This window comes from Stenotrophomonas sp. GD03877, from assembly GCF_029840555.1.
In the GTDB taxonomy this organism is placed as follows: Bacteria; Pseudomonadota; Gammaproteobacteria; order Xanthomonadales; family Xanthomonadaceae; genus Stenotrophomonas; species Stenotrophomonas geniculata.
Genome location: NZ_JAOCCT010000009.1, coordinates 137048 through 160735 on the forward strand (window position 1 = coordinate 137048; position 23688 = coordinate 160735).

The 23688-nt window shown below is 67.2% G+C and carries 19 protein-coding genes; 11 read left to right on the forward strand and 8 right to left on the reverse strand.

Features of this window, described 5'->3' with window-relative positions; all coding sequences use genetic code 11:
- Positions 1 to 40: 40 nt before the first annotated feature.
- On the reverse strand, positions 41 to 3397 hold the full coding sequence (locus N5D20_RS09495; RefSeq protein ID WP_197578586.1) for an autotransporter domain-containing protein: 3357 nt from the start codon (positions 3395 to 3397) through the stop codon (positions 41 to 43).
- A 513-nt stretch (positions 3398 to 3910) separates the two neighbouring features.
- Between N5D20_RS09495 and N5D20_RS09500 the strand changes: the two genes are divergently transcribed.
- Entirely contained in the window at positions 3911 to 4261 is a 351-nt protein-coding gene (locus tag N5D20_RS09500) for a VOC family protein (RefSeq protein ID WP_197578585.1), read from the forward strand.
- A 15-nt stretch (positions 4262 to 4276) separates the two neighbouring features.
- Here the strand turns inward: N5D20_RS09500 and N5D20_RS09505 are convergent, their stop codons facing one another.
- The gene (locus N5D20_RS09505) at positions 4277 to 4897 is read right to left on the reverse strand and encodes a TetR/AcrR family transcriptional regulator (protein WP_197578584.1); all 621 of its coding nucleotides are present in this window, start codon (positions 4895 to 4897) and stop codon (positions 4277 to 4279) included.
- A 126-nt stretch (positions 4898 to 5023) separates the two neighbouring features.
- On the opposite strand from N5D20_RS09505, the gene N5D20_RS09510 reads away from it, so the two are divergent.
- Positions 5024 to 6496, forward strand: a complete 1473-nt coding sequence (locus tag N5D20_RS09510) for an MFS transporter (protein WP_197578583.1) — start codon at positions 5024 to 5026, stop codon at positions 6494 to 6496.
- Positions 6497 to 6506: 10 nt separating this feature from the next.
- Here the strand turns inward: N5D20_RS09510 and N5D20_RS09515 are convergent, their stop codons facing one another.
- The 3 genes from N5D20_RS09515 to N5D20_RS09525 all read right to left on the reverse strand — a co-directional run bounded on the left by N5D20_RS09515 (position 6507) and on the right by N5D20_RS09525 (position 8871).
- Positions 6507 to 6812, reverse strand: coding sequence for a KGG domain-containing protein (locus tag N5D20_RS09515; protein ID WP_197578582.1), 306 nt, complete (start codon positions 6810 to 6812; stop codon positions 6507 to 6509).
- A 135-nt stretch (positions 6813 to 6947) separates the two neighbouring features.
- On the reverse strand, positions 6948 to 7622 hold the full coding sequence (locus N5D20_RS09520; RefSeq protein WP_197578581.1) for a CerR family C-terminal domain-containing protein: 675 nt from the start codon (positions 7620 to 7622) through the stop codon (positions 6948 to 6950).
- On the reverse strand, positions 7615 to 8871 hold the full coding sequence (locus N5D20_RS09525; RefSeq protein ID WP_197578580.1) for a M24 family metallopeptidase: 1257 nt from the start codon (positions 8869 to 8871) through the stop codon (positions 7615 to 7617). The genes N5D20_RS09520 and N5D20_RS09525 overlap by 8 nt, the downstream gene beginning before the upstream one ends.
- Before the next feature lie 205 nt (positions 8872 to 9076).
- Here N5D20_RS09525 and N5D20_RS09530 point away from each other — a divergent pair, with 205 nt between their 5' ends.
- Positions 9077 to 10561 (forward strand): DUF4434 domain-containing protein, encoded by a 1485-nt coding sequence (locus N5D20_RS09530; RefSeq protein ID WP_197578579.1) that lies wholly within the window; start codon positions 9077 to 9079, stop codon positions 10559 to 10561.
- Positions 10562 to 10566: 5 nt separating this feature from the next.
- Here N5D20_RS09530 and N5D20_RS09535 read toward each other — a convergent pair whose 3' ends face one another.
- Positions 10567 to 11031, reverse strand: coding sequence for a MarR family transcriptional regulator (locus N5D20_RS09535; protein WP_049436936.1), 465 nt, complete (start codon positions 11029 to 11031; stop codon positions 10567 to 10569).
- 50 nt (positions 11032 to 11081) lie between these two features.
- On the opposite strand from N5D20_RS09535, the gene N5D20_RS09540 reads away from it, so the two are divergent.
- The 3 genes from N5D20_RS09540 to N5D20_RS09550 all read left to right on the forward strand — a co-directional run bounded on the left by N5D20_RS09540 (position 11082) and on the right by N5D20_RS09550 (position 15726).
- Entirely contained in the window at positions 11082 to 11993 is a 912-nt protein-coding gene (locus N5D20_RS09540) for a S41 family peptidase (protein ID WP_197578578.1), read from the forward strand.
- 98 nt (positions 11994 to 12091) lie between these two features.
- Entirely contained in the window at positions 12092 to 12985 is an 894-nt protein-coding gene (locus tag N5D20_RS09545; protein ID WP_197578577.1) for an NAD(P)-dependent oxidoreductase, read from the forward strand.
- A 209-nt stretch (positions 12986 to 13194) separates the two neighbouring features.
- The gene (locus N5D20_RS09550; RefSeq protein ID WP_197578576.1) at positions 13195 to 15726 is read left to right on the forward strand and encodes a methyl-accepting chemotaxis protein; all 2532 of its coding nucleotides are present in this window, start codon (positions 13195 to 13197) and stop codon (positions 15724 to 15726) included.
- A gap of 78 nt (positions 15727 to 15804) precedes the next feature.
- Here N5D20_RS09550 and N5D20_RS09555 read toward each other — a convergent pair whose 3' ends face one another.
- Positions 15805 to 16191, reverse strand: coding sequence for a DUF2628 domain-containing protein (locus N5D20_RS09555; protein ID WP_049436940.1), 387 nt, complete (start codon positions 16189 to 16191; stop codon positions 15805 to 15807).
- Between the two features lie 213 nt (positions 16192 to 16404).
- Between N5D20_RS09555 and N5D20_RS09560 the strand changes: the two genes are divergently transcribed.
- Complete coding sequence (locus N5D20_RS09560; RefSeq protein WP_167345305.1) at positions 16405 to 16575, forward strand: hypothetical protein; 171 nt, start codon at positions 16405 to 16407, stop codon at positions 16573 to 16575.
- Positions 16576 to 16635: 60 nt separating this feature from the next.
- Here the strand turns inward: N5D20_RS09560 and N5D20_RS09565 are convergent, their stop codons facing one another.
- Positions 16636 to 18681: a TonB-dependent receptor gene (locus N5D20_RS09565; RefSeq protein WP_197578575.1), complete on the reverse strand. Its 2046-nt coding sequence runs from the start codon at positions 18679 to 18681 to the stop codon at positions 16636 to 16638.
- Positions 18682 to 19177: 496 nt separating this feature from the next.
- Here N5D20_RS09565 and mdoH point away from each other — a divergent pair, with 496 nt between their 5' ends.
- The 4 genes from mdoH to N5D20_RS09585 are packed head-to-tail and all read left to right on the forward strand — an operon-like array spanning position 19178 to position 23602.
- Positions 19178 to 21103 (forward strand): glucans biosynthesis glucosyltransferase MdoH, encoded by a 1926-nt coding sequence (mdoH, locus tag N5D20_RS09570; protein WP_197578574.1) that lies wholly within the window; start codon positions 19178 to 19180, stop codon positions 21101 to 21103.
- 50 nt (positions 21104 to 21153) lie between these two features.
- A complete protein-coding gene (locus N5D20_RS09575; protein ID WP_099527326.1) occupies positions 21154 to 21813 on the forward strand; it encodes an alpha/beta hydrolase in 660 nt (219 codons plus the stop codon).
- Between the two features lie 3 nt (positions 21814 to 21816).
- Entirely contained in the window at positions 21817 to 22860 is a 1044-nt protein-coding gene (locus N5D20_RS09580) for a sensor histidine kinase (RefSeq protein ID WP_053443558.1), read from the forward strand.
- A gap of 10 nt (positions 22861 to 22870) precedes the next feature.
- Positions 22871 to 23602, forward strand: coding sequence for a LytTR family DNA-binding domain-containing protein (locus N5D20_RS09585; protein ID WP_010481294.1), 732 nt, complete (start codon positions 22871 to 22873; stop codon positions 23600 to 23602).
- The last annotated feature ends 86 nt before the right edge of the window (positions 23603 to 23688 follow it).

The window sequence follows — 23688 nt, forward strand, 5'->3', positions numbered from 1 at the left end:
CGGCCGCGAGGCCGCCCCAACCCGTCAAGAGAACACGTGTTTAGAAGCGGACGGACCAGCGTGTAGTGGCGCCATGGTCGCGGCTTTCACTGCCGAACTGACCGCTGTAGCCCAGCTCCAGCTGCTGCCGCGGGGTCAGCCACGCCGCCAGGCCCAGCTCGGCCACGACGGCGTTGTCCGCAATCGGAGCACCCTCGACCGCGAACGTGGTGCCGCTGTTGGCGAAGGCGAGGTTGGCCACCTGGCTGCGGTCGCCGGAGGCACGGCGGTAGCCGACACCGCCACGCAGGTGCAACCAGCTGTCCTGCTGGAACGATGCCTTCAGACCCTTGTCGAAACGGAGACCGGCGGTGGCGATGGTGGTGCCGGTGTCGTCCACCTTGCCGTGCAGTGCCGCCGCGCCGCCGCGCTCGTTGATCTGCTTCAGGTCCACTTCCACGCGGGCGACCTGCAGGTACGGCTCCAGCCCACCTTCCGCATTGCCGAAACGGTAGCCCGCCTCGATGAAGGCCTGGCGTGTATGTGCGTTGTAGCGCGCGCTCAGGCTGTCGCTGAAGCCTGCGAAGGCAACATCACGCGTGCTCTTCACTTCATTGCGGCTCCATGCCACGCCACCGCGCAGGCCGAACCCGCCCCAGGTGTGGCTGGCGTAGGCGCCGAAGTGCGTGTTGTCGATCTTCGACTTGGCACGACGCTCCTGCTGCTTCACGTCGGTGCGGCCGGTACCGGCCAGCACGCCGATCTGCCAGCCACCGAACTCGCGGTCGATGCCGACCAGCAGGCCATTGCTGTTGGCATCAGTGCGCGCGGTGTTGCTGTTGCCATCCAACTTGCTGTTGCCGCCCAGGGCCTGCACCCAGGCACCGGTGGCATCACCCGTATCGGATCCCGGTGCGGCTGCACCGGCACGGCGTGACAGTGCGGCATCGCGCACATGGCGGCTGCCCTCGACCAGGGCCAGCGACGTGGCCGCGTGCAGTTCACCGCTGAGGCCATCAAGCACGCCGCCGACCTGTTGCGGGAACAGTTGGGTCAGCGGCTTGGGCAGGCCCTGGTTGATCGCCAGTCCATCGGCCGCCGTTGCGGCCGCACGCTGGTTCGGCGTGGTGGCGGCACTGGCGAGCGACGCACCACGGGCCACGTCGATGCGGGTGCCATTGGCACCGTAAGCCAGGCTGAACTGCAGGAACGGCGAGAACGCGCTGAAGTCGGTTTTCGCGAACTGACCGCTGACGCCGCCGTCGGCGCGGATGAAATTGAACTGCTCGCCGAGGTAGTAGGTACCCGGCTCCGGCAGTGCGACCAGGGTGCCGCCGAGGGTGGCGGTGCCGGTCACGTGCAACTGGTCACTGCGCCCGCCCGGAGCAAGTTCGGCGGCATAGACGCCGGTTGCACCCTGCACGTAGTTGCCGTTGATGGTCAGCGTGCCGATCGAATTGCCGGGCGCGATGATGCCGTCGACGTGGGTGCTGCCTAGCGTACCGACACCCTTCAGCAGGCCGTTGGCACCGACCGTGGTGGTGCCGCCGGTCTGCGTGCCGTTGAAGGACACCACGCCACCGTTGACGGCCAGGTTGCTGTCCTTCAGCAGGCCGCTGCTGCTGACCGTGCTCACGCCCCCGGTGGTGTTCAGGGCGGTGGAGACGAGACTGCCGTTGAGCAGGAACTGGCCACCCTGGACCTCGACCGCAGACGTGAGCGTGTTGGCGCCATTCAATTCCAGCGTACCGTCCTGCAGTACCGCGCCGTTGAAAGTGTTGTCACCGCTCAGGCGCAGCCAGCCGATGCCGGACTTGGTCAGCTTGCCGGGGCCACCGATGTCGTTGGTCCAGTCGTCCCAGGCGTTGCCTTCCCATACCTTCAGGCCACCGGCCTTCTGGTTCATCACCACGTTGGTATCCACGCGCAGCGAGCCGTAGCCTTCGATGGCCTTGCGCAGGTCGACCATGCCCCAGCCGTAGATCTCGTCGACGCCCGGTGCGCCAAGATCGCGCGCGGTGGTCAGCAGCACGTCGCGGACCTGGGCGTTGTCCAGATAGGGGAAGCGCTCCATCAGCAGGCCGAGCGCGCCGGTGATGTGTGGCGCCGCCATCGACGTGCCCGTCTTGGTGCCATAGACGTACTGGGTGTTCTCGCTGTCGATGATCAGGCGGACATAGGCGGAAGTGTTCTCGACGCGCCCCTGGATATCACCGGACACGATGGTGCTCAGGATGTCGGTGCCGGGTGCCGAGATGCACCAGTTGGCGGCAACGCCGCAGATGCTGGAACTGCCATCGATCACGTAGTCGGTTTCGCCCGCAGCAGCGTTGGGCCGGCGGACGTTGGCCACGGCCAGCCAGTACGGTTCCAGTTCCGGCTTCCAGCGCGGCATGGCGGCCGTGATTCCGGCGACGGCGCCGCTGCCGTTACCAGCCGACCACACCTGGATGAGGGTGGAGCCGGGAGCATCGCCATCGCTGGCGTAGATGCTGCCATACACGCCGTAGCCGTCACCGATCGCTGCATACTGCGCATCCAGCGCGGCAGCAGTCATGTTGCGGGTAGAGATACCCCAGCTGTGGTTGATGGCGCGCACGCCCTGCGCCTGGATCTGCGCATACATGTCCAAGGTAGCGGCGTCATCGGGATCGGTGCGATATAGCGCGCGCGGACGATAGAAGTTGTCCGGATCCAGGCGCCACTCATAGTAGGTATCACCAAACACACGGGCTGCGGTCAGGTTCGAACCGAATGCTACGCCATGCATGCCTTTGCCATCGCGGTTGGCACCGATGGTACCCAGCACGTGGGTGCCGTGGTCGGCGTAGCTGAAGCCATAGGGCTGGCCTGCCGCGATCAGGCGTGAGGCCAGTGCGGCGGGAACGCCGGGGCCAAGGCCATAGTAGTTGTAGCCTGGCTGCTCGCCACGGGTTTGTTCGCAGGCACCGGTACCGGCCACCACGCCTGGCGTGGCGCAGTCCGCGCCGATGGTGATGCTGGACGTATTGCGCCCCGCAAATTCCTGATGGGCCAGTGCCGAGCCCGAATCGAACAGGGCAAGACGTACGCCCTCGCCGGTCAGTCCACGTGCATAGGCGTAATCGGCCCCCATCGCACCCAGCCCCCAGTCAGCGTTGAATTCTTCGCTGCGCCAACTGGCCGCATCCCCGGGGTTGCCGAGAACGGACGAGTTGGCCGCCGCTGGCGTGGTGGCCGTCGGTGCTGCGGACGCGCCGCCGCCTGGTTGCGCCCAGGCCGCCTGCAACTGGCGCTGCTGCTGCCAGGTGTCGAGTGATTCGCTGGCGATGGCGGGCGTGGCAGCCACCAGCAACAGGGAACTGGCCACAGCCAGCGCGAGGCGGCTGTGCAGGAGAGAACGGGAGCGGGACGAACGGCCGTGCAGCGGGTGATTCATCGGACAACTTCCTTGATTGACGGACAACAAGGCCGTTAACCCCGCAGCGCGCCGATCACCCCCAGTGGTGTGAAGGAAATTTAATGAACAGGTTAATGTTCGGTGACGCGCGTGTTCACTCCATCTCCCGGAGACCCCGCTACCGTGGCCCGGCCTGGGGTCACCAGGCCTATCAAGGAGTGATGTCGATGCGTACTTTCAGGAAAATGATCGTGGGTGCCGTGTTCGCCTTGGCCTGCAGCGGTTCGGTTGCTGTGGCCGGGCCGATTCCGCCATGCGATCTTCCCTGTTGGAAGGCTTACCAGGCCTGCTTGTCCGGTGGCGGTGATGCGATGGAATGCCAGTACGAATACGATCGTTGCGTCATGGATCGCTGCGGCGCCGTGTAAGCAGTGGCAATGCAGGACTGATGACGAGCCCCGTCACCGACGGGGCTCTTCTGTTTCAGCGCAGCCCGCTTGCAGGCCATGCACGCAGCGGCGAGGATGGGGAATCGCATCGGAGCCGCTGCACATGGCCGTCAAACGTGTCGTCGCCAACATCGCCACGCCTGATCCTGCGCGTGCCACAGCGTTCTATGGCGAGCTGCTGGGCATGCCGGTGGTGATGGACCACGGCTGGATCGTCACCCACGGCGGCGAGGGCAGCGCGCTGGCGCAGGTCAGCTTTGCCAGTGAAGGGGGTTCCGGCACCGCAGTGCCGGATCTGTCGATCGAAGTGGACAATCTGCAGCAGGTACTGGAGCGCATGCGCGCGGCCGGCATCCCGCTGGAATATGGCCCGGCCGATGAGCCCTGGGGCGTGCGTCGCTTCTTCGTCCGTGACCCGTTCGGGCGGTTGTTGAACATCCTCGCCCATACCTGAGCGACAGACGGTTCGTCAGCGCCGCTTGGCACCGGCCGGTGGCACGCCGACCATGCGCAGGCAATTGGCCTGCACGGCTTCGATGAACGCATCGGCATCCTGTGCCGGTGTGGCGATCAGGTCGTCGGTAGCGCCGTGCACGCCGGCGTAGATCAACGAGGCGGTAACCTGCGGCGCCGGAAGCTGCCACAGACCGGCGGCGTTGCCCGCTTCGAGGATGCCCAGCAGCTGCTGCTGGATTGCATTGCGTTCGGCGTTGCCGCGCTGGTGGTGATGATGGTTGGCGTACACCACGTCGTGCAGTGCATGGGTGCGCACGTAAAGTTCGATGTTGGCGCGGATCCAGGCGCGCAGGCGTGCTACGCCATCGCCGTCGGGGTGCTGCTGCACGGCCTGGTCGACCGCTTCCATGAACTGCCGCGTGTAGCGCTGCGCCAGCGCCTGCAGAATCTCGGTGCGCGAGGCGAAGTAGGTATAGAAGGTGCCCTTGGCCACGTCGGCCGCCGCGACAATGTCGCTGATGGTAGTGGCGTCTACCCCCTTTGACAGGAACAGTGCCTGCGCGGCATCCATCAGTTCTTCCTGGCGGGTTTCCGCAGGCTTGGTGCGAGGCCTGGCGACAGCTGGGGTCTGCATGGTGGGTAAGGTCCGGGTGCGACGGTGGCCATTCTAGCTGTCCTTTGGAATTGACTGACCGCCAGTCATTGACCGACGGTCAGTCAGTGGCTACGATGCGCGCACGTCCTCCCCCGGGATCCACACATGCAGCGTTTCCAACGTCCGGCCCTGGTGTTGGCCGCCTACCTCGGCACATTCCTCGCCTCGCTGGACATCAGCATCGTCAACGTCGCCCTGCCGACCCTGCAGCAGGCGTTGAACACTGACATGGCCGGGCTGCAGTGGGTGATCAATGCCTATGCGATCGCGTTGTCGGCGCTGATGCTGTCGGCGGGGCCGCTTGGGGATCGTTACGGTCATCGGCGGATGTGGCTGCTCAGCGTCGCCACCTTCACGCTGGGGTCCCTGCTGTGCGCTTGTGCCGGCAATCTTGGAACCCTGGTGGCCGGGCGCGCAGTGCAGGGCATCGCGGGCGCATTGTTGATTCCCGCCGCAATGCCGATCCTCAGCCACGCGTTTCCCGACCCGCGCCAGCGTGCACGTGCGATCGGCGGCTGGTCGGCGTTCAGTGCGCTGGCCCTGGTGCTTGGCCCGCTGCTGGGCGGCGTGCTGGTGCAGCGCGCCGGATGGCCCAGCATCTTCCTGATCAACCTGCCGTTGGGCCTGCTCGCGCTGGCGCTGGGCGCATGGGGAATTCCCGAGCGGCGGCATCCGCAGCACGCCGCACTGGACCCCGCCGGGCAGCTGCTCAGCATCGTCGCGCTGGGTGCGCTGAGTTATGGCCTGATCGCGATCGGCGAGCATGGCCTGCTGTCCCCGGTGACCCTGCTGGCGCTGGGCGTCGCAGCCGCCGGACTGATCCTGTTCGGCATCGTTGAACGCCGGGTGGTACGCCCATTGCTGCCGCTGGACCTGTTTGCCGACCGCCGCTTCGGCATGTTCAACCTGGCATCGTTCGTGCTGGGCTTCACTGCCTATGCCAGCCTGTTCTTCCTGTCGCTGTTCTTCCAGCAGGCTCAGGGCCACAGCGCTGCGCAGGCCGGCTCCCAGCTGGCTCCGCAGTTCCTGTTGATGGGTGTCGTCTCGCTGTTGTTCGGTCGTCTGGTCGCCCGCCTCGGGCTGCACACCGCGCTGGTATTGGGCTACGCCCTGGCCGGGGTGGCGCTGTGCGCGATGGCCACGTTCGAACCGGCTACGTCGCGTGCTTTTGCCAGCGCTGTGCTGGTGCTGCTTGGCATTGGCATGGGGCTGGCAGTGCCGGCGACCGGCATGGCGGTCATGGCCAGCGCGCCGGTCGAGCGCGCGGGTATCGCTTCAGCAACGATGAACGCATTGCGCCAGGCAGGCATGAGCCTGGGCATCGCGCTGCTGGGCAGCTTGATGGGCCAGCGCGCCGTGCAGCACTTCGCCGTTTCCGCGCAGGCGGCCGGGCAGCGGGGGCTGGTGGCACAGGCGCGCGAACTGATCCTGCAACCGAGCTCGATGCACGCCACGCCGCAGATGCTTGCGTGGTATCGCAGTGCGATGGCCAGTGGTTTCGGCTGGGCGATGGCTGTGGCCGGTGCGCTGGCCCTACTTGCTGCGCTGGGTCTGTATCGGCAGCGCGCACCGGCCTGAAGCGCAGCCTTCAGCCCTGCTGGCGTTGCGGGCCCTCTGGCGTGCGTCCGGTCTCCTGTGGCTGCTGTTGCTGCTGGCGCGCATTGGCGTGGCGAGCATGTCCACCTTCGCGCCCGATCGCCGCCATGTGCTGGCGGTTGCGGCTGATCGCTTCACCGCCCTTGCGGCCTGCGACACGTGCTTCGGCCGGGCTGAATTCGTGCGCGTTGCCGGAGGCATGTGCGGCACGCCCGCCCTTGGCAGCGATCGCGCGCTGCTTGTCCTGGTCCATTGATGCAAAGCCCCGGTTGGAGCTGCGGGGGTTCTGGTCGGCCATGTGACGTCTCCTACTGGGTGGGTGCCGCCGTCGTCGACGACAGTGGCCATCCTTGGCCATCGCGCGCTAAGTCCAGGTCGCCATCCTCGCGGCCGTCTTCACGCGGCCTGCGCACACGGTTGATGGTGTGGCTGTTCAGGCGGGCGCCGCCTTCGCTGCGGCCAGCGCCATGCCACTGACCACCGCCGCGATCATCTCCACGTCTGCGGTGGGCGCTTCCTGCTTCAACCGTGCCTGCAGCGCTCCATGGGACACGGCGAAGACGATGGCCTGGCCGAGCAGGGCGTGAGTACGCAGCAGTGTTTCGATGTCGGATGGCCCGCTGCCGCGCAGGCACGCAACACAGCCGGCCAGTGCCGCGTGCAACGGCTCGAACAACGTACGGTGTGCACTGGCGAACGCGGCCGTCGGCTGGATCTGTTCGCGTGCCAGCAGCAGCGTGCGCGTGCCGGCATCCGGTGCCGACAGCAACGCGTGGACGAAGGCCCGCATCAACTGCTGCAGCTGCTGCGCCGCCTGGCGCGTGCCGGTGGGTGGCGTGGCTGGCAGTGGCAGGTGTTCGACGATGGCCTGCGCGCAGCGCGCCAGTACGGCGGCATACAGTTCCTGCTTGCCGCCGAAGTGATACGGAATGGCTGACTGGCTGCAGCCGGCCATGTCCACCAACTGGCGGGTGCGCACACCGTCCACGCCGAGTGCGCTGAACAGCTGCAGCCCGGCCTGCAACAGGCGGGCCCGGGTCTGTCCGCTGCGCGTCTCGGCCGCGCGCCGCCGTGCCGGCGTCTGCAGGTGGGCGGTGAACTCAGGCATCGGCCCGCATCAGCCAGGTCGAGTTTTCGTTGAGCGCCGCACCCGCATGCTCGCCGACGATGACCGTCCCGCCGATGTTGGCCATGTGCCGGCCGAACGCACAGTTCGGCTCGAAGGCAAAACACATGCCGGCCTGCAGGGGCAGCTCGCGCCCGACCGTCGGCAGTGGTGTGATGCGTGCATAGCGTGCCGCCTCGGGCAGCACTTCGATGCCCGGTGCGCGACCGAAGCCGACCGGCCCGTAGGGGTTGAGGCTGTGGACCAGCGGGTGCACGTGCCAGCCGCCTGCCTCGAGCAGGGGCGCCTCCATTGCGTCGACGACATCGCCGAAGGTATTGCCCACGCGCAGTGCGGATAGGCCCGCCTCGTAACTGGCCCGGGCCACGACGGCGGCACGGTGGATGTCGTCGTGCACCTCGCCGATGGCAACGGCGGCCTGGTGCTGGGTTTCCATCAGCCCATACAGCGCGAAGATCTCGGACAGCACCAGGTCGCCGTCGCGCAGGATGCGCGGCGGCTGTGCACGGTACTGCCAGGCGGGCGGTCCCCAGCCTACATACTCGGGACCCGAGCCGAGCAGCACCTCGGCGGTATAGCCTCCCAGCGAGAAACAGGTAGCGGTCACCGCGGCCACCAGCTCGGCTTCGGAAACGCCCGGGCGGGCCGTGGCGCGCAGTGCCTCGCTCATCGATTCACCGATCCAGGCGGCATGCGCGATCAGTGCCAGTTCCTCTTGGCTCTTCACCGAGGCGCGCTGGAAGAAGGCGCGGTAGACCGGTACGAATTCCGCGGCGGGCACGGCGGCCTGCATGCCCTGCAGAGTGCGTGCGGGCATCGCGCCGTCGAAGTAGAACGGCGGGTACGGTTCCAGGCCCAGCACGCCGATACGTGCCGAATGCAGGCCACACTGCTGCAGCCAGCGGCCAACCTCCTGGCCGGATTTGCCCACCCACAGCTGCTCGGGTGCGATCCACTGCAGGTCGCCTCGCAGGCCGGCCTGCAGGTGGTCGGCGATCATCAGCGAGGCGAAGGTGAACACACGCGGGACCGCGTCACCCACGAACACCACGATCGAGCCAGGCCGGTCATTGGTGAAGTAGCAATCGGGTGAGAAGCCGGCGGGTGCTGCGGCTTCCCGATCGCCATGCACGACCAGTGCATCCAGCCGTTCGCTGGCCATGATGTCACGGGCAAGGGCCCAGCGGCGGTCACGTTCCGCCAGGGTGAGCGGTGCGGGCGGTGTACGCATGAGGGGTGCTCCAGGGGGAAGGAGCGCGCAGGCTCGATCACGCAGATGAATGAATCAACCGCTTGAATCGACTTTGCATGGGCATTGCTGCGGGAGCAGTGGAAGTCGGCGCCTGCGCAGCGCTGCAGGTGATCGTGGTGTGCTGGCCGCTGTTGATAGGATGAGTGACAACGCCACTCGCCTGGCCACGACAGGGACGTAGAAGATGAACAGGATTGGATTGATCGCCTTGCTGGCGTGTGCCGGCTCCGTCCATGCAGCCAGCCCCCTGTTGTCCGGCAGCTTCGTCCACGTCGGCTATTCGGCCAGCGATGAACAACTGCCGGCCGCGCAGCTGCCGCTGTTCCTGGATGAGCTGCAGGACCTGGGCAACGACACGATCATCCTCGGCCAGACCCGTGCCACCCGGGCCGGCGTGGGTTGTGCCAGCGGCGAGCAGGATTTCGAATGGATTGCCGGCTTCCCCGGCAAGCTTGGCACGGTGCTCGATGCAGCGGCGGCGCGCGGCATGAAGGTCGTGGTCGGCACCACCTACAGCTCGGGGCAGTGCGCCACCTTCTGGCAGGGCCGCAACGCAACGGCAGTCGCGCAGGATGCCGCGCAGTCGCTGGCCCAGCTGGGCCAGCAGTACGGATCGCATCCGGCGTTCGCAGGCTGGTACATCACCGACGAGCCGGCCCAGGTGCCGGCTGAGCGCGCGTCCTTCTACCGCGCGGTCGTGGCTGCGCTCAAGAGCAGCACGCCTTCCCGGCCGGTGATGGTGGCACCCTACCTGGCGTCATCCAGCGTGGATCCGGCCAGCGTGGGCCGGGCTGCTGCACAGTTCCGTACGGCCACCGGCGTGGACGTGCAGATCTGGCAGGACGGTATCGGTGCGGCCTCGCATGCTCGATTGTTCCAGTGGGATCGCCCGGGTCATTCCACCGAGGCGTACTACGAGGCGCTGTCGGCGGCGCTGGGTGCCAGCGGCCTGTGGGCCGACATCGAACTGTTCAACCATGGCAGCCCGTTGTTCCTGGACACCGGCAACGGGCTGTCCGGTGCCTATCGCCCGGCCTCGGTACAGCGCATCAACCAGCAGTTGTGGAGTGCGCGCTCGGCCGGCAAGCGCGTTGCCTGGCTCAACCAGTACCACATGTCCGAGGTGGTCGGTCCCGGCCAGGGCTATGGCGAATCGCCGCGGCTGATGAACACCTATCGCGGGTTGTATGGCCTCGGTGCGTCCTACAGTGTCGATCCGGTGCAGACCACCTACAGCTACAGCGTGGCGCCGGATGCGAACTATCCGGACAGCAGCGGTCACGAGCTGTTCGATCGCCGCGTGGGAGATCCGCGCAATCCGATGGATGCCGGCTGGGTGGGCGTTCACGGCAACGTCAGCATCACCATCGACCTGGGCCAGCGCCGGCGGGTGGACTGGATCGGCCTGCATACGATGACCCGCCCGGCGTGGGGCATCGTCACGCCGACGTCGGTGGAGGTGATGTGCGCTGAGCCGGGCACTGCCACAATCAGCATCGGCGTGCTGTCGGCACCATTCACCCAGGCCGGGCTGAGCGGTTCGACCGAAGAGGAATACGTGCTGGGCAATGCCGCGCCGCTGGCCGCGCAGTGCCGCACGCTGGAGCTGCGGTTGGCCAATGGCAGCTGGACCTTCCTCAGCGAGATCGAGATCGCGGCCGAGCAGTAACGACCTCAGTGTTGACGTGCGTCGTGCAGTCGCTGTGCGAACGGCCGCTGCTCAAGCGCCTGCAGTGCGTCGCGCAGCACCTGCTCCAACGGTTGTCCAAGATCGGCATCGAGGCTGCGCGCCGCGCGTGCCGTGGCCTGCCACTGCGCCTGCAGCGCCGGCAGCGCCTGCAGTGCGCGCGGGCTCAATTGCAGGATGCGCTCACGGCTGTCTTCACCGACCGCAGCGTGCAGCCAGCCGTCGCGCACCATTGCTGAAACCGTCTGGCTGAGTGCCGAATGGCTGAGCCCGCAGGCCAGTGCGAGGTCCTTGATGCGGCAGGGGCCTTGCGCCATCAGCGTGCGCAGCACCGGGGTGTAGCGCGGGCGGTAGTCCAGTTTCAGGTCGCGGTAGGCCTGTTCGACCGCCGGGTCGAGCTGGTCGAGCAGGGCCCGCAGCAGCGTTCCCAGGGTGGCGTGTTGGAGATCCATGCTGGCGATGATATATAAGCACTTACATATCATCAACATGGGGTGCGGTCATGGCGGTTTCGTGGATGCTGGGCGCGCTGCTGGCGGCGTCCTGCCCGGTCCAGGACGCGGTGCTGCAGGCGGCGGCCACGGCGATACAGGCGCAGTACCTGGACGTGGCCGAAGGCGTGCGCATTGCCGAGGCGGTGCGCGGCTGGTCCAGCCAGCAGCGCTATGTGGACAGCTGCGCGGACCCGAAGGCGTTCAGCGCACGCCTGAACCAGGATCTGGACGTGTTCGATGGCCACTTCCATGTCGAGCGGGTGGATGCCAGCGCCGGCCAGGACGACTGGCTGATGGCCTGGCGCGCGGATGCACGCAGCAATGGCGCGGGCGTGCGCGAGGTGCGGGTGCTGGAAGGCAACATCGGCTACCTGCGCCTGAGCACCTTCTATCCGCTCGATCTGGCCCGGCCGAAGCTGGCCGCGGCTTTCACCCTGCTGGCCGACACCGATGGCCTCGTGCTCGATCTGCGCCAGAACGGTGGTGGTGATGACGGCAGTGCGGACCTGCTGGTGCGGACCCTGCTGGCGGCGGAGATCACCCAGGTGCAGTCACTGCAACAACGTGGCCAACGCAGTCCGGTACCGTTGCCACCGGCGAGCCTGGGGCTGTACCTGAAGCCGCTGGTGGTGCTGATCGACCGCCGCACCGGCTCGGCCGCCGAATTCGTCGCGTACTCGCTGCAGGCGCAGGGGCGGGCACGTGTCGTTGGGAGTCGAAGTGGCGGCGCGGCACATATGTTTGATGATCCTGTGTTGCTGCCGGATGGCTATCAGATCAGCATTCCCGACCGGCAGCCGATCAACCTTCGTACCGGAACCAACTGGGAACGTACCGGGGTCACGCCTGATGCGGCAGGCGGTGACGATCCGCTGTTCGTCGCCCGGCAGCTGCTGGCCCGATCGGCATCGCCAAAATGAACGCACAATTGCAACCGCGCCCTATCGCAGACGACATGCAGCGTGCCTAGAATCGAAGCATCCCGGTAGTTCCCGGGCGCTTCGAGTGAATGGACTCAATGAAGATTCTGTTGACCGGCAGTTCCGGGCGGATCGGGCGTGCGATCTTCGGCGCGCTGGCGGCGGCCCACGAAGTGGTGGGGCTGGATCGCAGCCCATTTGCCACCACCCGCATCATTGCCGATGTCACCGATCGTCAGGCCGTGACGCGGGCGGTGCAGGGGGTCGATGCGGTGATCCATACCGCCGCCCTGCACGCACCCCATGTCGGCCTGGTGCCGGATGCGGTATTCCAGCAGATCAATGTGGAGGCGACCGCACACCTGTTGCAGGCTGCCCGCGAGGCCGGTGCACGCCGCTTCGTGCTGACCAGCACCACGGCGCTGTATGGCCATGCGGTAGTGGCGGGCGGATGCCGCTGGATCGATGAAGATACCGAGCCGTTGCCGCGCACGATCTACCATCGCAGCAAGCTGCAGGCAGAGGCGTTGGCCGAAGCCGCCGTGGCACCGGGCTTCAGCGTGCGCGTGCTGCGCATGGCCCGCTGCTTCCCCGAGCCACCGGAGCGGATGGCGATGTTCCGCCTGCACCGCGGCATCGACGCGCGCGACGTGGCCAGTGCACATGCCGCGCTGCTGCACGATGTGGGCGCTGCCTTCGCACGCTATATTGCCTGCGCACCGACACCGTTCCTGCGCGAGGATTGCCTGGAACTGGCGACCCAGCCCCGCCGGGTACTGGCCCGCCGCGCCCCGCAGCTGCTGGCCGAGTTCGAGCGCCGTGGCTGGCCACTGCCGTTGAGCATCGACCGCGTCTACGACAGTGCACTGATGCGTAGCACACTGGGCTGGCAGCCGCGCTTCGGCCCGGACGACGTGCTGCAGCAGTACGCGGCTGGCAGCATCGAGGTGCTGCCTCGGGCGCAGTGGATCAAGGATCGGGTTGCCGAATAGGACGGAACGGGGCGGGTTCCTGACCCGACCCTGAGCAGGTTCAGGAATGTGCAGGCGGAGCGCCTCAACCTCGTTCGCAGGCGGCCGCTAACCCGGTGCGCTTCCAGCGCCGGGCGGGTCCCGGCGGCCGGTGGCCTGCGCGACGGATCGCGCACCTGCGCGGTGCCCTCGCGGTGCCGGTCGTCCTGAACTGCCTTGCGGACCCTTCCATGCCTTCTCCCCGTTCCGCCGCTGCCCGCCGCCCGGGCAGCATCGCCCACAAGCTGATGCTGGGCACCGCTGTGATCGCGCTGCTGTGCTTCGGCCTGACCGCGTTCCTGATCTACCGCCAGGCCAGCGCCAGCCTGATCGATGCCTCGCGCCAGACCATGGCCAGCGAGGCCACCGCCGAAGCCCGCCAGGTCGCGGCCGATCTGGGCACCGCCTTTGCAAGCAACGACGCCATGGTCGAGGCCGTGCTCGCCCAGCGTGCGCGGGGTGACGCGCCTGATCGCGCCAGCCTGGCGGCCGTGCTGGGCGAGCAGCTGCGCAGCCATCCCGAATGGCTGGGCAAGAGCACCATGTGGGAAGCCAACGCCTTCGACGGCAAGGATGCCGAGTTCGCCAATACCGAGATGCACGATGCCAGCGGCCGCTACATGAGCTACTGGGCCTGGCATGACGGCAAGCCACAGCAGTCGACCATGACTGACTACACCGAAGCCGCTGACGGCTCGGCCGACTGGTACGTGGTGCCCAGTCGCGACAAGCTGCCCAAGGTCAGTGAACCTTATGCCTACGACATCGCCGGCCAGCAGGTGCTGATGAGTACGCTGAGCACTCCGATCATCGAGAACGGCACGTTCCTCGGTGTATTCACCGTCGATTTCTCGCTGGCGGCGCTGCAGAAGCACCTGGCCACGCTGAAGCCGATGGGCGCCGGGCGCGTCGAACTGCTCTCGCCGAACGGCGTGGTGCTGGCCTCGGCGAACGCCGCCGAGATCGGCAAGCCGCGCAACGACGCATTGACCCGCAGCATGCTGGCCGACATCGCCGCCGACCGCCGGTTCGAAGCCTTCACTCCGGATGCGGCAGGCAACGTGCGCGTGTACGTGCCGCTGCGCGTGGGCGATGCGCCGCAGCGCTTCGCGCTGGGCGTGGTGATGCCACACGCGGTGATCGTGGCCGAGGCGCGCCAGCTGCTGTGGTTGACCCTGCTGGTTGGCGTGGTGGCCGCGCTGACACTGAGTGCCGGTGTCTATGTGCTGCTGCGCCGGTTGGCGATCCGCCCACTGGCCGAAGCCGTGCGCGTGGCCGGCGACGTCGCCGCAGGCAAGCTGGACAGCACCCTGCCGGCACGCAGCAACGACGAAGTGGGCCGCCTGCTGGATGCGATGCAGGGCATGCGGGGTCAGCTGCAGTCGGTGATGGCGGCGCAGGCGGAGATGGCGCGTCGCCATGACGCCGGCGAAATCAGCTACCGCATGGACGCCGCGGCGTTCCCGGGCGAGTACGGCCGGATGGTGGCCGACAGCAACCAGCTGGTGGCCTCCAGCAACGCCGTCACCCAGCGCCTGGTCGACGTGATGCAGCGTTATGCGGTGGGTGACCTGAGCGTGGACATGGAAGCGCTGCCGGGCGAGAAGGCGGTGTTCACCGCTGCGATGGCCACCACCAAGAGCAACCTGGCGGCGATCAACGATCAGATCCAGCAGCTGGCCGCCGCCGCCGCCGCCGGCGATTTCGCGGTGCGCGGCGACACGCTGCGCTTCGACCACGACTTCCGCCGCATGGTGGAAACCCTCAATACCATGATGCAGGTCAGCGACCACAACCTGGCCGAGCTGTCGACGCTGCTGCGCGCGATCGCCGCAGGCGATCTCAGCGCGCGCATGCAGGGCGACTTCCACGGTGTGTTCGCGGTGATGCGCGACGATGCCAACAGCACCGTGCAGCAGCTGACCCAGATCGTCGGCCAGATCCAGCAGTCGGCGGCCAGCATCCGCCTGGCGGCGGGTGAGATTGCCGCGGGCAACAGTGACCTGTCGCGCCGTACCGAGCAGCAGGCAGCGAACCTGGAAGAGACCGCGGCCTCGATGGAGGAGCTGACCTCCACGGTGCGCCAGAATGCCGATCACGCGCTGCAGGCCAACACCCTGGCCGGCTCCGCAGCGGGTGTGGCCAGCGAAGGCGGGCAGGTGGTCAGCCAGGTGGTGCAGACCATGGAGCAGATCGAGGCCTCGTCGCAGCGCATTGCGGAGATCATTTCGGTGATCGACGGCATCGCGTTCCAGACCAATATCCTGGCGTTGAACGCGGCGGTGGAAGCGGCGCGTGCCGGCGAACAGGGCCGTGGATTCGCCGTGGTCGCCAGCGAAGTGCGCGCGCTGGCCCAGCGCTCGGCGGGCGCGGCGAAGGAGATCAAGGAACTGATCGACGCCTCGGTGGCGCAGGTCGGTGCCGGTGCGCAGCTGGTGCACGGCGCGGGCCGCACCATGCAGGAAATCGTCGGCCAGGTCGGTCGAGTGAACGAGATCATGGCCGAGATCTCGGCGGCCTCCCGCGAGCAGTCGGCGGGTATCGAGCAGGTCAACCAGACCGTGGTGCAGATGGACGAGACCACCCAGCAGAATGCCGCGCTGGTGGAGGAAGCCAGTGCCGCCGCGCGTGCGATGGAAGAACAGGCCGAGCAGCTGGCGGTGGCGGTCTCGCGCTTCCGCCTGCACGCCGAGCCGGTGGCCACGGCTCGCCGCGCGGCCTGATCCCGCAAACGAAGACGCCCGGCGGGGGCCGGGCGTCGATTGCATCCTTGCCGCGCATCCGTGCGCAGTTCTGAGGGCTCAGAACATGCCTTCAAACGGGTTCCAGCTGGCGCGTCCTTCCACCTTCTCCAGGTAATAGCTGTAGTTGGTGCTGGAGGCGACCAGCAGGTTCATGGCGATGAACAGCATCCGCCCCACGACGTCCGGAAGGAACATGGAGACGATGGCCAGCACGATGTTGATGCCGATCAGCACCAGTGCCTTGCGCCACATGCCCAGGATCAACAGGTAGATGGCGCCGAAGAACAGCGCAAAGAAGTTCAGGTTGATCTTCAGGCGGTCACCGAAGGACAGCGCCTTCCAGGCCTGCTTGAAGCCGGGATTCTTGGGGGCGCCGTGCTGGCGGAAGAAGTTGAAGCGGAACTGCCACTTCGGGCTGAACTGGGACAGGTCAGTGGTATTCATGGGAAACATCCCTGTTGGAAAACGTTTTCATGATAGGACAAGTCCTATTCAGGATCCAAGCTCCGGCGTCAAAAATGTGACGCCTGCCGTGTTCCACGTGGTGTGGCGGGGCGCCGCTCCGTCACCCATCCGCCTTGTTTTTAGGATAGGGTGCGCAGTTCCGCTGCCACCCCAGCTGAACCCGGGTGGCGGCGGGATGTCCATGGAGGTTGCATGACCACACCTGCTACACCGGAAAACGCACCGGGACCGGTGCTCCTGCCGACACCTGAAGTGGTGCAGGCTCAACAACTGCTCGCACGCCAGCAACTGGCGGTAGCGATGGACCGTGCACGCACGGCCGCTACGCAGAACGCGGCCGCGGCCGCGCTGGAAAGCGAGTAATCCGCAACACCGCCGATCGCGCTGGCGTGCTGCCAGCGCGATCGCGGCGCGCGCCGCCGGTCAGAACCGCGCGGTCATGCTCATGAAATAGCTGCGCCCGGCCACGAAGTAGTCGGTGGAGCCTTCGGCATACAGCTTCTTGTCGGCCAGGTTGCTGACGCCGCCACGCAGGGTCAGTACCTCGTTGACGTTCCAGGCCGCAGTCAGGTCGTACAACGTGTAGGCCTTGAGGAAGGTCGTCGCCGTGCCGGTCTGCTTGCCGGTGTACTGCGCCGAGAGGCTGCTGGAAAACACCGTACTGGGCGTCCAGTCCAGCGACGAATAGCCAGAGAATTCCGGAGTATCGATCAGGTTGCGGCCGGTGGTCAGGTTCTTGGCTTCCTTCATCCAGGTCGCCGAGGTGCGCCAGCGCCAGTGCTCGCCGAAGCGGAAATTGAGGTTGCCTTCCATGCCGCTGGTGCGTGCGCGCTGCACGTTGCTCATGCGCGTCCACCAGATGCCGTTGAACTTGCCCAGGGGCGCGTACTCGATCTTGTTCCTGAAGTCGGTATGGAAGTAGGTCAGGCCCGCATCGACCAGGTCGTTGTCGAAGCTGATGCCGATCTCGCGGTTGGTGCTGGTTTCCGGATCCAGGTCCGGGTTGCCGGCCATGTAGCAGCCGCCGCGGGTATAGCCCAGCGGGATCAGCGAGGTGCAGCCACGACCGCCGGACTGGGTGGCGGCGGTGGCCGAATTCTCGGTCAGGCTGGGTGCGCGGAAGCCTTTGGAAACGCCACCTCGGATCGTCCACTGCTCGGCCGGATGCCAGACCAGGTAGGCGCGCGGGCTGACGTGGCCGCCGAACTTCTCATGGTGATCCAGGCGTGCGCCGAGGGTCAGCGCCAGGGTGCGGTGCAGCTTCAGCTCGTCTTCGACGAACAGGGCCCAGGTATCCACTTCCAGATCGGAGCCGCTGACGGCATTGCCGGCATAGTCGATCGGCGCGCGGCCGATGGTGTCGGTGTTGGTCAGCTCCTGGCGCTTCCATTGGCCGCCCACGGCGAACTGGTGTTCAACCCCCAGGGTGAAGGGCGTGGTCAGGCTGCCCTCGATGATCGTATCGGTGGCTTCGGAGCGGCCTGTGGCACCGATGTCGTTCTTGTACTCGGTCCAGTACGCACTGATCTTCGAGTTGCCGAAGCTCCACTTGCCGTCGTGGTTGAGCGCCAGCGAACTGCGCTTGAGTTCGCTGGCACCCCAGGCGCCTTCGTCCTGCTTCTCCAGAGAGGCATCGATGAAGGCCTGCTGCACGCCATGGCCGGCTTCCAGCGACAGTTCCTGCGCATCGCTGAGCTTCCACTGCAGCAGCGCGTCGACGTTGCGGTCCTTCTCGCCGGCGTAGGCGTTGCCGTAGACACCGCCGTTGGAGCGGTCCGAGTCGCGGCGCATGCTGTTGGCACCGATACGCAGGCCGAAGCGCTCGCCGAGCGGGCCGGAGAAGGTCGCACCGATCTGCTGGGTATCACCGCGCTTGTCATCGCCGGGGCGGGTATAGCTGTGCGTTGCGCTGCCGCTCCAGTCATCGCCGATGCGCCGGGTGATGATGTTGATCACGCCGCCCATGGCGTCGGAGCCGTACAGCGACGACATCGGTCCGCGCACCACTTCGATGCGCTCGATCTGGTCGGGCGAGATCCAGTTCAGATCCTGGCGGCCGAGGTCGGGGCGGTAGTTGGTCGAGGCCGAGCTGCCCATGCGCTTGCCGTCCACCAGCACCAGCGTGTAATTGGACGGCATGCCGCGCAGCTTGATCTTGGACTGCTCGCCGACCGCACTGAGGCCACCGGTCACGCCCGGCACGCGGCTGAGCAGGGTGGCCAGGTCGTGCACCGGCTGGCGCTCGATGTCCTCGCGGCTGATCACGCTGATGCTGGCCGGCGCATCCTTGATCCATTGCTGGTTGCCCGAGGCGGTGACCACCACGGTATCCAGATCCTTGGTGGAGGCATCGGCGCTGGCCTCTGCAGCGGCCAGGCCGGGCAGGGCAAGCAGGCAGGCGGTGGCCAGAGCGCGGGACAGGCGGGTGCGCGGCAGGCGCGCGGAACGGGTACGGAACGGCAGGGACATGACGGCTTCCATCGGATGAGGGGGACCGGATGGAAGCAACGGGCGCAAGCAGACAAGCAGGCAGGCCCCCCTTCCATGGGTCGTTGGGCGCGCGGCTCGAACCGGCGCAGCTGGGTGGGTCTCGGCCGTGCGGAAGACGGTGACCTGCCTGGTTAATGAAATGATAACCGTTCGCGTTTGTTACGATCCAGTACCTGGGACGACCAAGTGACATCCGTACCCACGCCCCGGCACTCGCCTGCTGTTTGCTGAATGGGGATAAATCCCGGCGTAGACCTTCGCACTCGGCTTACATCCGGCGCCCTAGACTGAGCCGCATTTTCGATTCCGCCCCGTTGGAGATCGTGTGGGTTCCGGTAGTGACAGACAGCGACTGCGTGGCGTGAGGCCGACGCAGCCAGGACAAGTGCGGGCGCCGGGAAAGCGCGCCGGGAACCTTGGTGCATGCAGCCCGGCCGGGATGGCCGGCCGTGCCGACTGCGCGGAGTAGGCGGCAATGGGGGTGCAGACCATCCATGCGGAAGCAGATACGTCCCGGCGTGATGCCGGCTGGACGCTGCTGCCGGCAGAATCGCCATTGCAGATGCCCGAGCAGACCCTGCGCGAAGGCCAACTGAAGGTTCGCCGCCACCGCACCTCGCCGCGTCTGATCGGCCTGCGCCGGTTCTACATCTTCGGCGGCACGCTGGCGATGACTGCCATCGCCACCCGGATGATGTGGCGGGTGCTGTCGGCCAATGGCATCAGCGTGCTCGAAGCCTGCCTGCTGGTCCTGTTTGTCGGCCTGTTCGCCTGGATCGCGCTGTCTTTCGCCAGTGCAGTGGCCGGCTTCCTGACTGCCGTGTTCGACCGGGGTTACCGCCTCGGCATCGACCCGGACAAGCCGCTGCCGGCGGTGCACAGCCGCACCGCGCTGCTGATGCCGACCTACAACGAAGACCCGCGCCGGCTGCTGGCCGGCCTGCAGGCGATCTACGAGTCGGTGGCCGCCACCGGCCAGCTCGACCGGTTCGACTTCTTTGTGCTCAGTGATACCCGCCGCGAAGACATCGCACGGGCCGAGGAGCAGGTGTTCGCCGAACTGCGCGAGCGCGTGCCCGATGGCCAGGCGCGGCTGTTCTACCGCCGCCGTGGCGACAACAGCGGGCGCAAGGCCGGCAACATCGCCGACTGGGTCCGTCGCTTCGGCGGCGCCTACCCGCAGATGCTGATCCTCGACGCCGACAGCCTGATGACCGGCGACAGCATCGTGCGCCTGGTCGCGGGCATGGAACACAACGCCGATGTCGGCCTGATCCAGACCCTGCCGTCGGTGATCGGTGGGCGCACCCTGTTCGCGCGCATGCAGCAGTTCGGCGGCCGCGTGTACGGTCCGGTGATCGCCCGCGGTGTGGCCTGGTGGCACGGTGCCGAGAGCAATTACTGGGGCCACAACGCCATCATCCGCACCCGCGCCTTTGCCGATCAGGCCGGGCTGCCGGCGCTGCCGGGGCGCAAGCCGTTCGGTGGCCACGTCCTCAGCCATGACTTCGTCGAAGCGGCGCTGATGCGTCGGGGCGGCTGGGCCGCGCACATGGTGCCGTACCTGGGGGGCAGCTATGAAGAAGGTCCGCCGACGCTGACCGACCTGCTGGTGCGCGACCGCCGCTGGTGCCAGGGCAACCTGCAGCACGGCAAGGTGGTCGGCAGCCGCGGCCTGCACTGGATCAGCCGCATGCACATGCTGATCGGCATCGGTCATTACTTCACCGCGCCGATGTGGGCGATGCTGATGCTGATCGGCATCGCCATCCCGCTGTTCCAGGAAGGCATCGATTTCAACGCCCTGCTGCACCTGTCGCCGAGCGTGTACTGGCGGGCCCAGGACGAGGAACAGGTGGTGCGCCTGTTCGCGGCGACCATGGCGGTGCTGCTGCTGCCCAAGGTGCTGGGTTACCTGGCGATGCTGCTGGACCCGGTCGACCGCCGCGGGTGTGGCGGCGCGCTGCGCGCGTTCGTCTCGATGCTGGTGGAAACCGTATTGGCGGCACTGATGGCACCGGTGGTGATGTACGTGCAGTCGCGCGGCGTGGCCGAAGTGCTGTCCGGCCGCGATTCCGGCTGGGACGCACAGCAGCGGGACGATGGCGGCATCTCGTGGTTGGCGCTGATCCGCGGCTACGGCGGCCTGGGCGTGTTCGGTGCCTTCATGGGCTTGCTGGCCTGGGCGGTATCGCCCTCGCTGGCCGCGTGGATGGCACCGGTGGTGATCGGCATGGTGCTGGCGGTACCGGTGGTGGCGCTGACGTCTTCGCGCGGCCCGGGTGCCTTCCTGCATCGCCTCGGCCTGCTCGATATTCCTGAGGAGAACATCCCGCCGCCGGTGCTGGTACGCGCCGCGCAGCTGCGACGGGAAGCCGCCGAACAACCGCCGCTGTACTGATCGTCCCGCGGCAGCGGCATAATGCGGCTCGAACTTGAAGGAGCCGCATCATGCTGCAAACGGTGGAACAGGAAACCGGCGTCTCGCCGCAGTGGTCGGTGATCTGGCTGCACGGCCTCGGCGCCGACGGCCATGACTTCGCGCCGATCGTGCCGGAGCTGGTGCGCCCGCATTGGCCGGCGCTGCGCTTCGTGTTCCCGCATGCGCCGGTGCGGCCGATCACGATCAACAACGGCGTACCAATGCGTGGCTGGTACGACATCGTCGGCATGGACTTCCGTTCGCGCGCCGACATGGCTGGCGTGCAGGAATCGGTGGTGCAGCTGGATGCGCTGATCGCGCGCGAGATCGAGCGCGGCATCGCACCGGAGAAGATCTTCCTGGCCGGCTTCTCGCAGGGGGGCGCGATCATCCTGACCGCCGCGCTGTCGCGCACCGCGCCACTGGCTGGCCTGATCGCACTGTCCACCTACCTGCCGGAAGCCGAGAGCGCCAAGCGCGTTGACGGAGCGGTGCAGGTGCCGGTGTTCATGGCCCATGGCAGCAGCGACCCGGTGATTCCGCAGGCGGTGGCCGTACACAGCGCGCAGGCCCTGCAGGCGATGGGCCTGGAGGTGGAATGGCACAGCTACCCGATGGCCCACCAGGTCTGCGCCGAAGAGATCCAGGCGCTGGGTGACTGGTTGCAGGAACGCCTGGGCGCCGCCTGAGCCATGTCACCGGCCAGCGCCCCGCCCTGGATGCCGGAACTGTGCCGCCTGCCGCGGCTGGCGGCGATGCTCGGCCTGGCCGAACTGGTGGTGGTGGTGCTGGCCCTGGCCCCGGATGGCAGCCGCCACTGGACCGTGGGCGAACTGCTGTCGGCCAGTGGTTTCGCGCTGTGGCTGGCGCTGGCCGTGACGGCCAGCCTGTGCCTGCTGCGGAACGCGTTGTCGCGGTTGCCCCAGGTCCTGGGGGCAGTCTCGGCCATCGCACTGGCGACGCTGATCGCGGTGGTCTGCGCGGGCATCGTGCATGCCCTGTACGCGGTGCTTGGCGACAACTTCGCCCGCGGCATCAGCTTCTGGCGCTTCACGCTGGGCAGCGCCGCGACGACGGCGCTGATCACGGCGTTGGCACTGCGCTACTTCTATGTGAGTGATCGCTGGGCCGCGCAGGTGCAGGCCAACGCACGCGCACAGGCCGACGCGCTGCAGGCGCGGATCCGCCCGCATTTCCTGTTCAACAGCATGAACCTGATCGCCAGCCTGCTGCATCGCGACCCGGTGGTGGCCGAGCGGGCGGTGCTGGACCTGTCCGATCTGTTCCGTGCCGCGCTGGGGGCGGGCGAGGGCGATTCCACCCTGCGTGACGAATGCGAGCTGGCCGAGCGCTATCTGTCGATCGAATCACTTCGACTGGGTGAGCGCCTGCAGGTGCGCTGGCAGCGCGACGAGCCACTGCCCTGGGATCTTCCCCTGCCTCGCCTGGTACTGCAGCCGCTGGTGGAGAACGCCGTGCTGCATGGCATCTCGCGGCTGCCCGAGGGTGGCACCATCGAGCTGCAGCTGGCGCGCGAGGGCAATGAGCTGCAGATCCGCGTGCGTAATCCGGCGCCCGATCCGCAGGCCCCCGGGCTGGCCCTGGCGCGCGGTGCCGGCCATGCCCAGCACAGCATCGGCCATCGGCTGGCCTGGCGCTTCGGCAGCGCCGCGCGGATGACGGCTGGCTGGAGCGAGGGCTACTATGCCTGCCAGGTGACAGTGCCGATCCAGTGAGGGAGCGATCGTGAGGGTAGTCATCGCCGATGACGAACCGCTGGCGCGCGAGCGCCTGCGCAGCCTGTTGGCCGCGCAGGACGGCGTGGATGTGGTGGCCGAGGCCGGCAACGGCGAGCAGGCCCTGCACGCGTGCGCGGAGCTGCAGCCGGACCTGGTCCTGCTGGATATCGCCATGCCCGGGCTGGATGGCCTGGAAGCGGCCCGCCACCTTGCCAGCTTCGAGCCACGCCCGGCGGTGGTGTTCTGCACTGCCTACGACGCGCATGCACTGTCGGCCTTCGAAGCGGCAGCGATCGATTACCTGATGAAGCCGGTGCGTGCCGAGCGCCTGGCTGCAGCGATCGCACGCGCACGCACGTTCCTGGCCGGCCGCGACGGCCAGCCGCAGGACCACCGCGGGCAGCAGGCCCGCAGCATGCTGTGCGCGCGCCTGCGCGGCAGCCTGCGCCTGATTCCGCTGGACGACATCCACTACCTGCAGGCCGAAGAGAAGTACGTGGTGGTGCACCACGCACGCGGCGAAGACCTGATCGAGGAGTCGCTGAAGTCGCTGGAAGAAGAGTTCGCCAGTCGCTTCATCCGCATCCATCGCAATTGCCTGGTGGCACGCCACGAACTGGTGGAGCTGCGTCGTGGCACGGGCGGCCAGGTGCAGGCGATGCTGCGGCATGGCAAGCAGCCGCTGGAAGTGAGCCGCCGCTGCGTGGCGACGCTGAAGCAGGAACTGCGGCATCTGTGAGGGTTCCGCGCGGCCTGCGGCCGCGACTGCTTCGAGATCAACAGCAACAGCAACGGCAACAGCAACAGCAACAGCGGGTCATGGCT

Coding starts and splice junctions, on each gene's coding strand:
- N5D20_RS09535 (WP_049436936.1), bottom strand. CDS start 11,031: ATGGATCTCCAACACGCCACCCTGGGAACGCTGCTGCGGGCCCTGCTC.
- N5D20_RS09525 (WP_197578580.1), bottom strand. CDS start 8,871: ATGCGTACACCGCCCGCACCGCTCACCCTGGCGGAACGTGACCGCCGC.
- N5D20_RS09545 (WP_197578577.1), top strand. CDS start 12,092: ATGAAGATTCTGTTGACCGGCAGTTCCGGGCGGATCGGGCGTGCGATC.
- N5D20_RS09550 (WP_197578576.1), top strand. CDS start 13,195: ATGCCTTCTCCCCGTTCCGCCGCTGCCCGCCGCCCGGGCAGCATCGCC.
- N5D20_RS09575 (WP_099527326.1), top strand. CDS start 21,154: ATGCTGCAAACGGTGGAACAGGAAACCGGCGTCTCGCCGCAGTGGTCG.
- N5D20_RS09500 (WP_197578585.1), top strand. CDS start 3,911: ATGGCCGTCAAACGTGTCGTCGCCAACATCGCCACGCCTGATCCTGCG.
- N5D20_RS09520 (WP_197578581.1), bottom strand. CDS start 7,622: ATGCCTGAGTTCACCGCCCACCTGCAGACGCCGGCACGGCGGCGCGCG.
- N5D20_RS09495 (WP_197578586.1), bottom strand. CDS start 3,397: ATGAATCACCCGCTGCACGGCCGTTCGTCCCGCTCCCGTTCTCTCCTG.
- N5D20_RS09530 (WP_197578579.1), top strand. CDS start 9,077: ATGAACAGGATTGGATTGATCGCCTTGCTGGCGTGTGCCGGCTCCGTC.
- N5D20_RS09565 (WP_197578575.1), bottom strand. CDS start 18,681: ATGTCCCTGCCGTTCCGTACCCGTTCCGCGCGCCTGCCGCGCACCCGC.
- N5D20_RS09540 (WP_197578578.1), top strand. CDS start 11,082: ATGGCGGTTTCGTGGATGCTGGGCGCGCTGCTGGCGGCGTCCTGCCCG.
- N5D20_RS09505 (WP_197578584.1), bottom strand. CDS start 4,897: ATGCAGACCCCAGCTGTCGCCAGGCCTCGCACCAAGCCTGCGGAAACC.
- mdoH (WP_197578574.1), top strand. CDS start 19,178: ATGGGGGTGCAGACCATCCATGCGGAAGCAGATACGTCCCGGCGTGAT.
- N5D20_RS09560 (WP_167345305.1), top strand. CDS start 16,405: ATGACCACACCTGCTACACCGGAAAACGCACCGGGACCGGTGCTCCTG.
- N5D20_RS09515 (WP_197578582.1), bottom strand. CDS start 6,812: ATGGCCGACCAGAACCCCCGCAGCTCCAACCGGGGCTTTGCATCAATG.
- N5D20_RS09510 (WP_197578583.1), top strand. CDS start 5,024: ATGCAGCGTTTCCAACGTCCGGCCCTGGTGTTGGCCGCCTACCTCGGC.
- N5D20_RS09555 (WP_049436940.1), bottom strand. CDS start 16,191: ATGAATACCACTGACCTGTCCCAGTTCAGCCCGAAGTGGCAGTTCCGC.
- N5D20_RS09580 (WP_053443558.1), top strand. CDS start 21,817: ATGTCACCGGCCAGCGCCCCGCCCTGGATGCCGGAACTGTGCCGCCTG.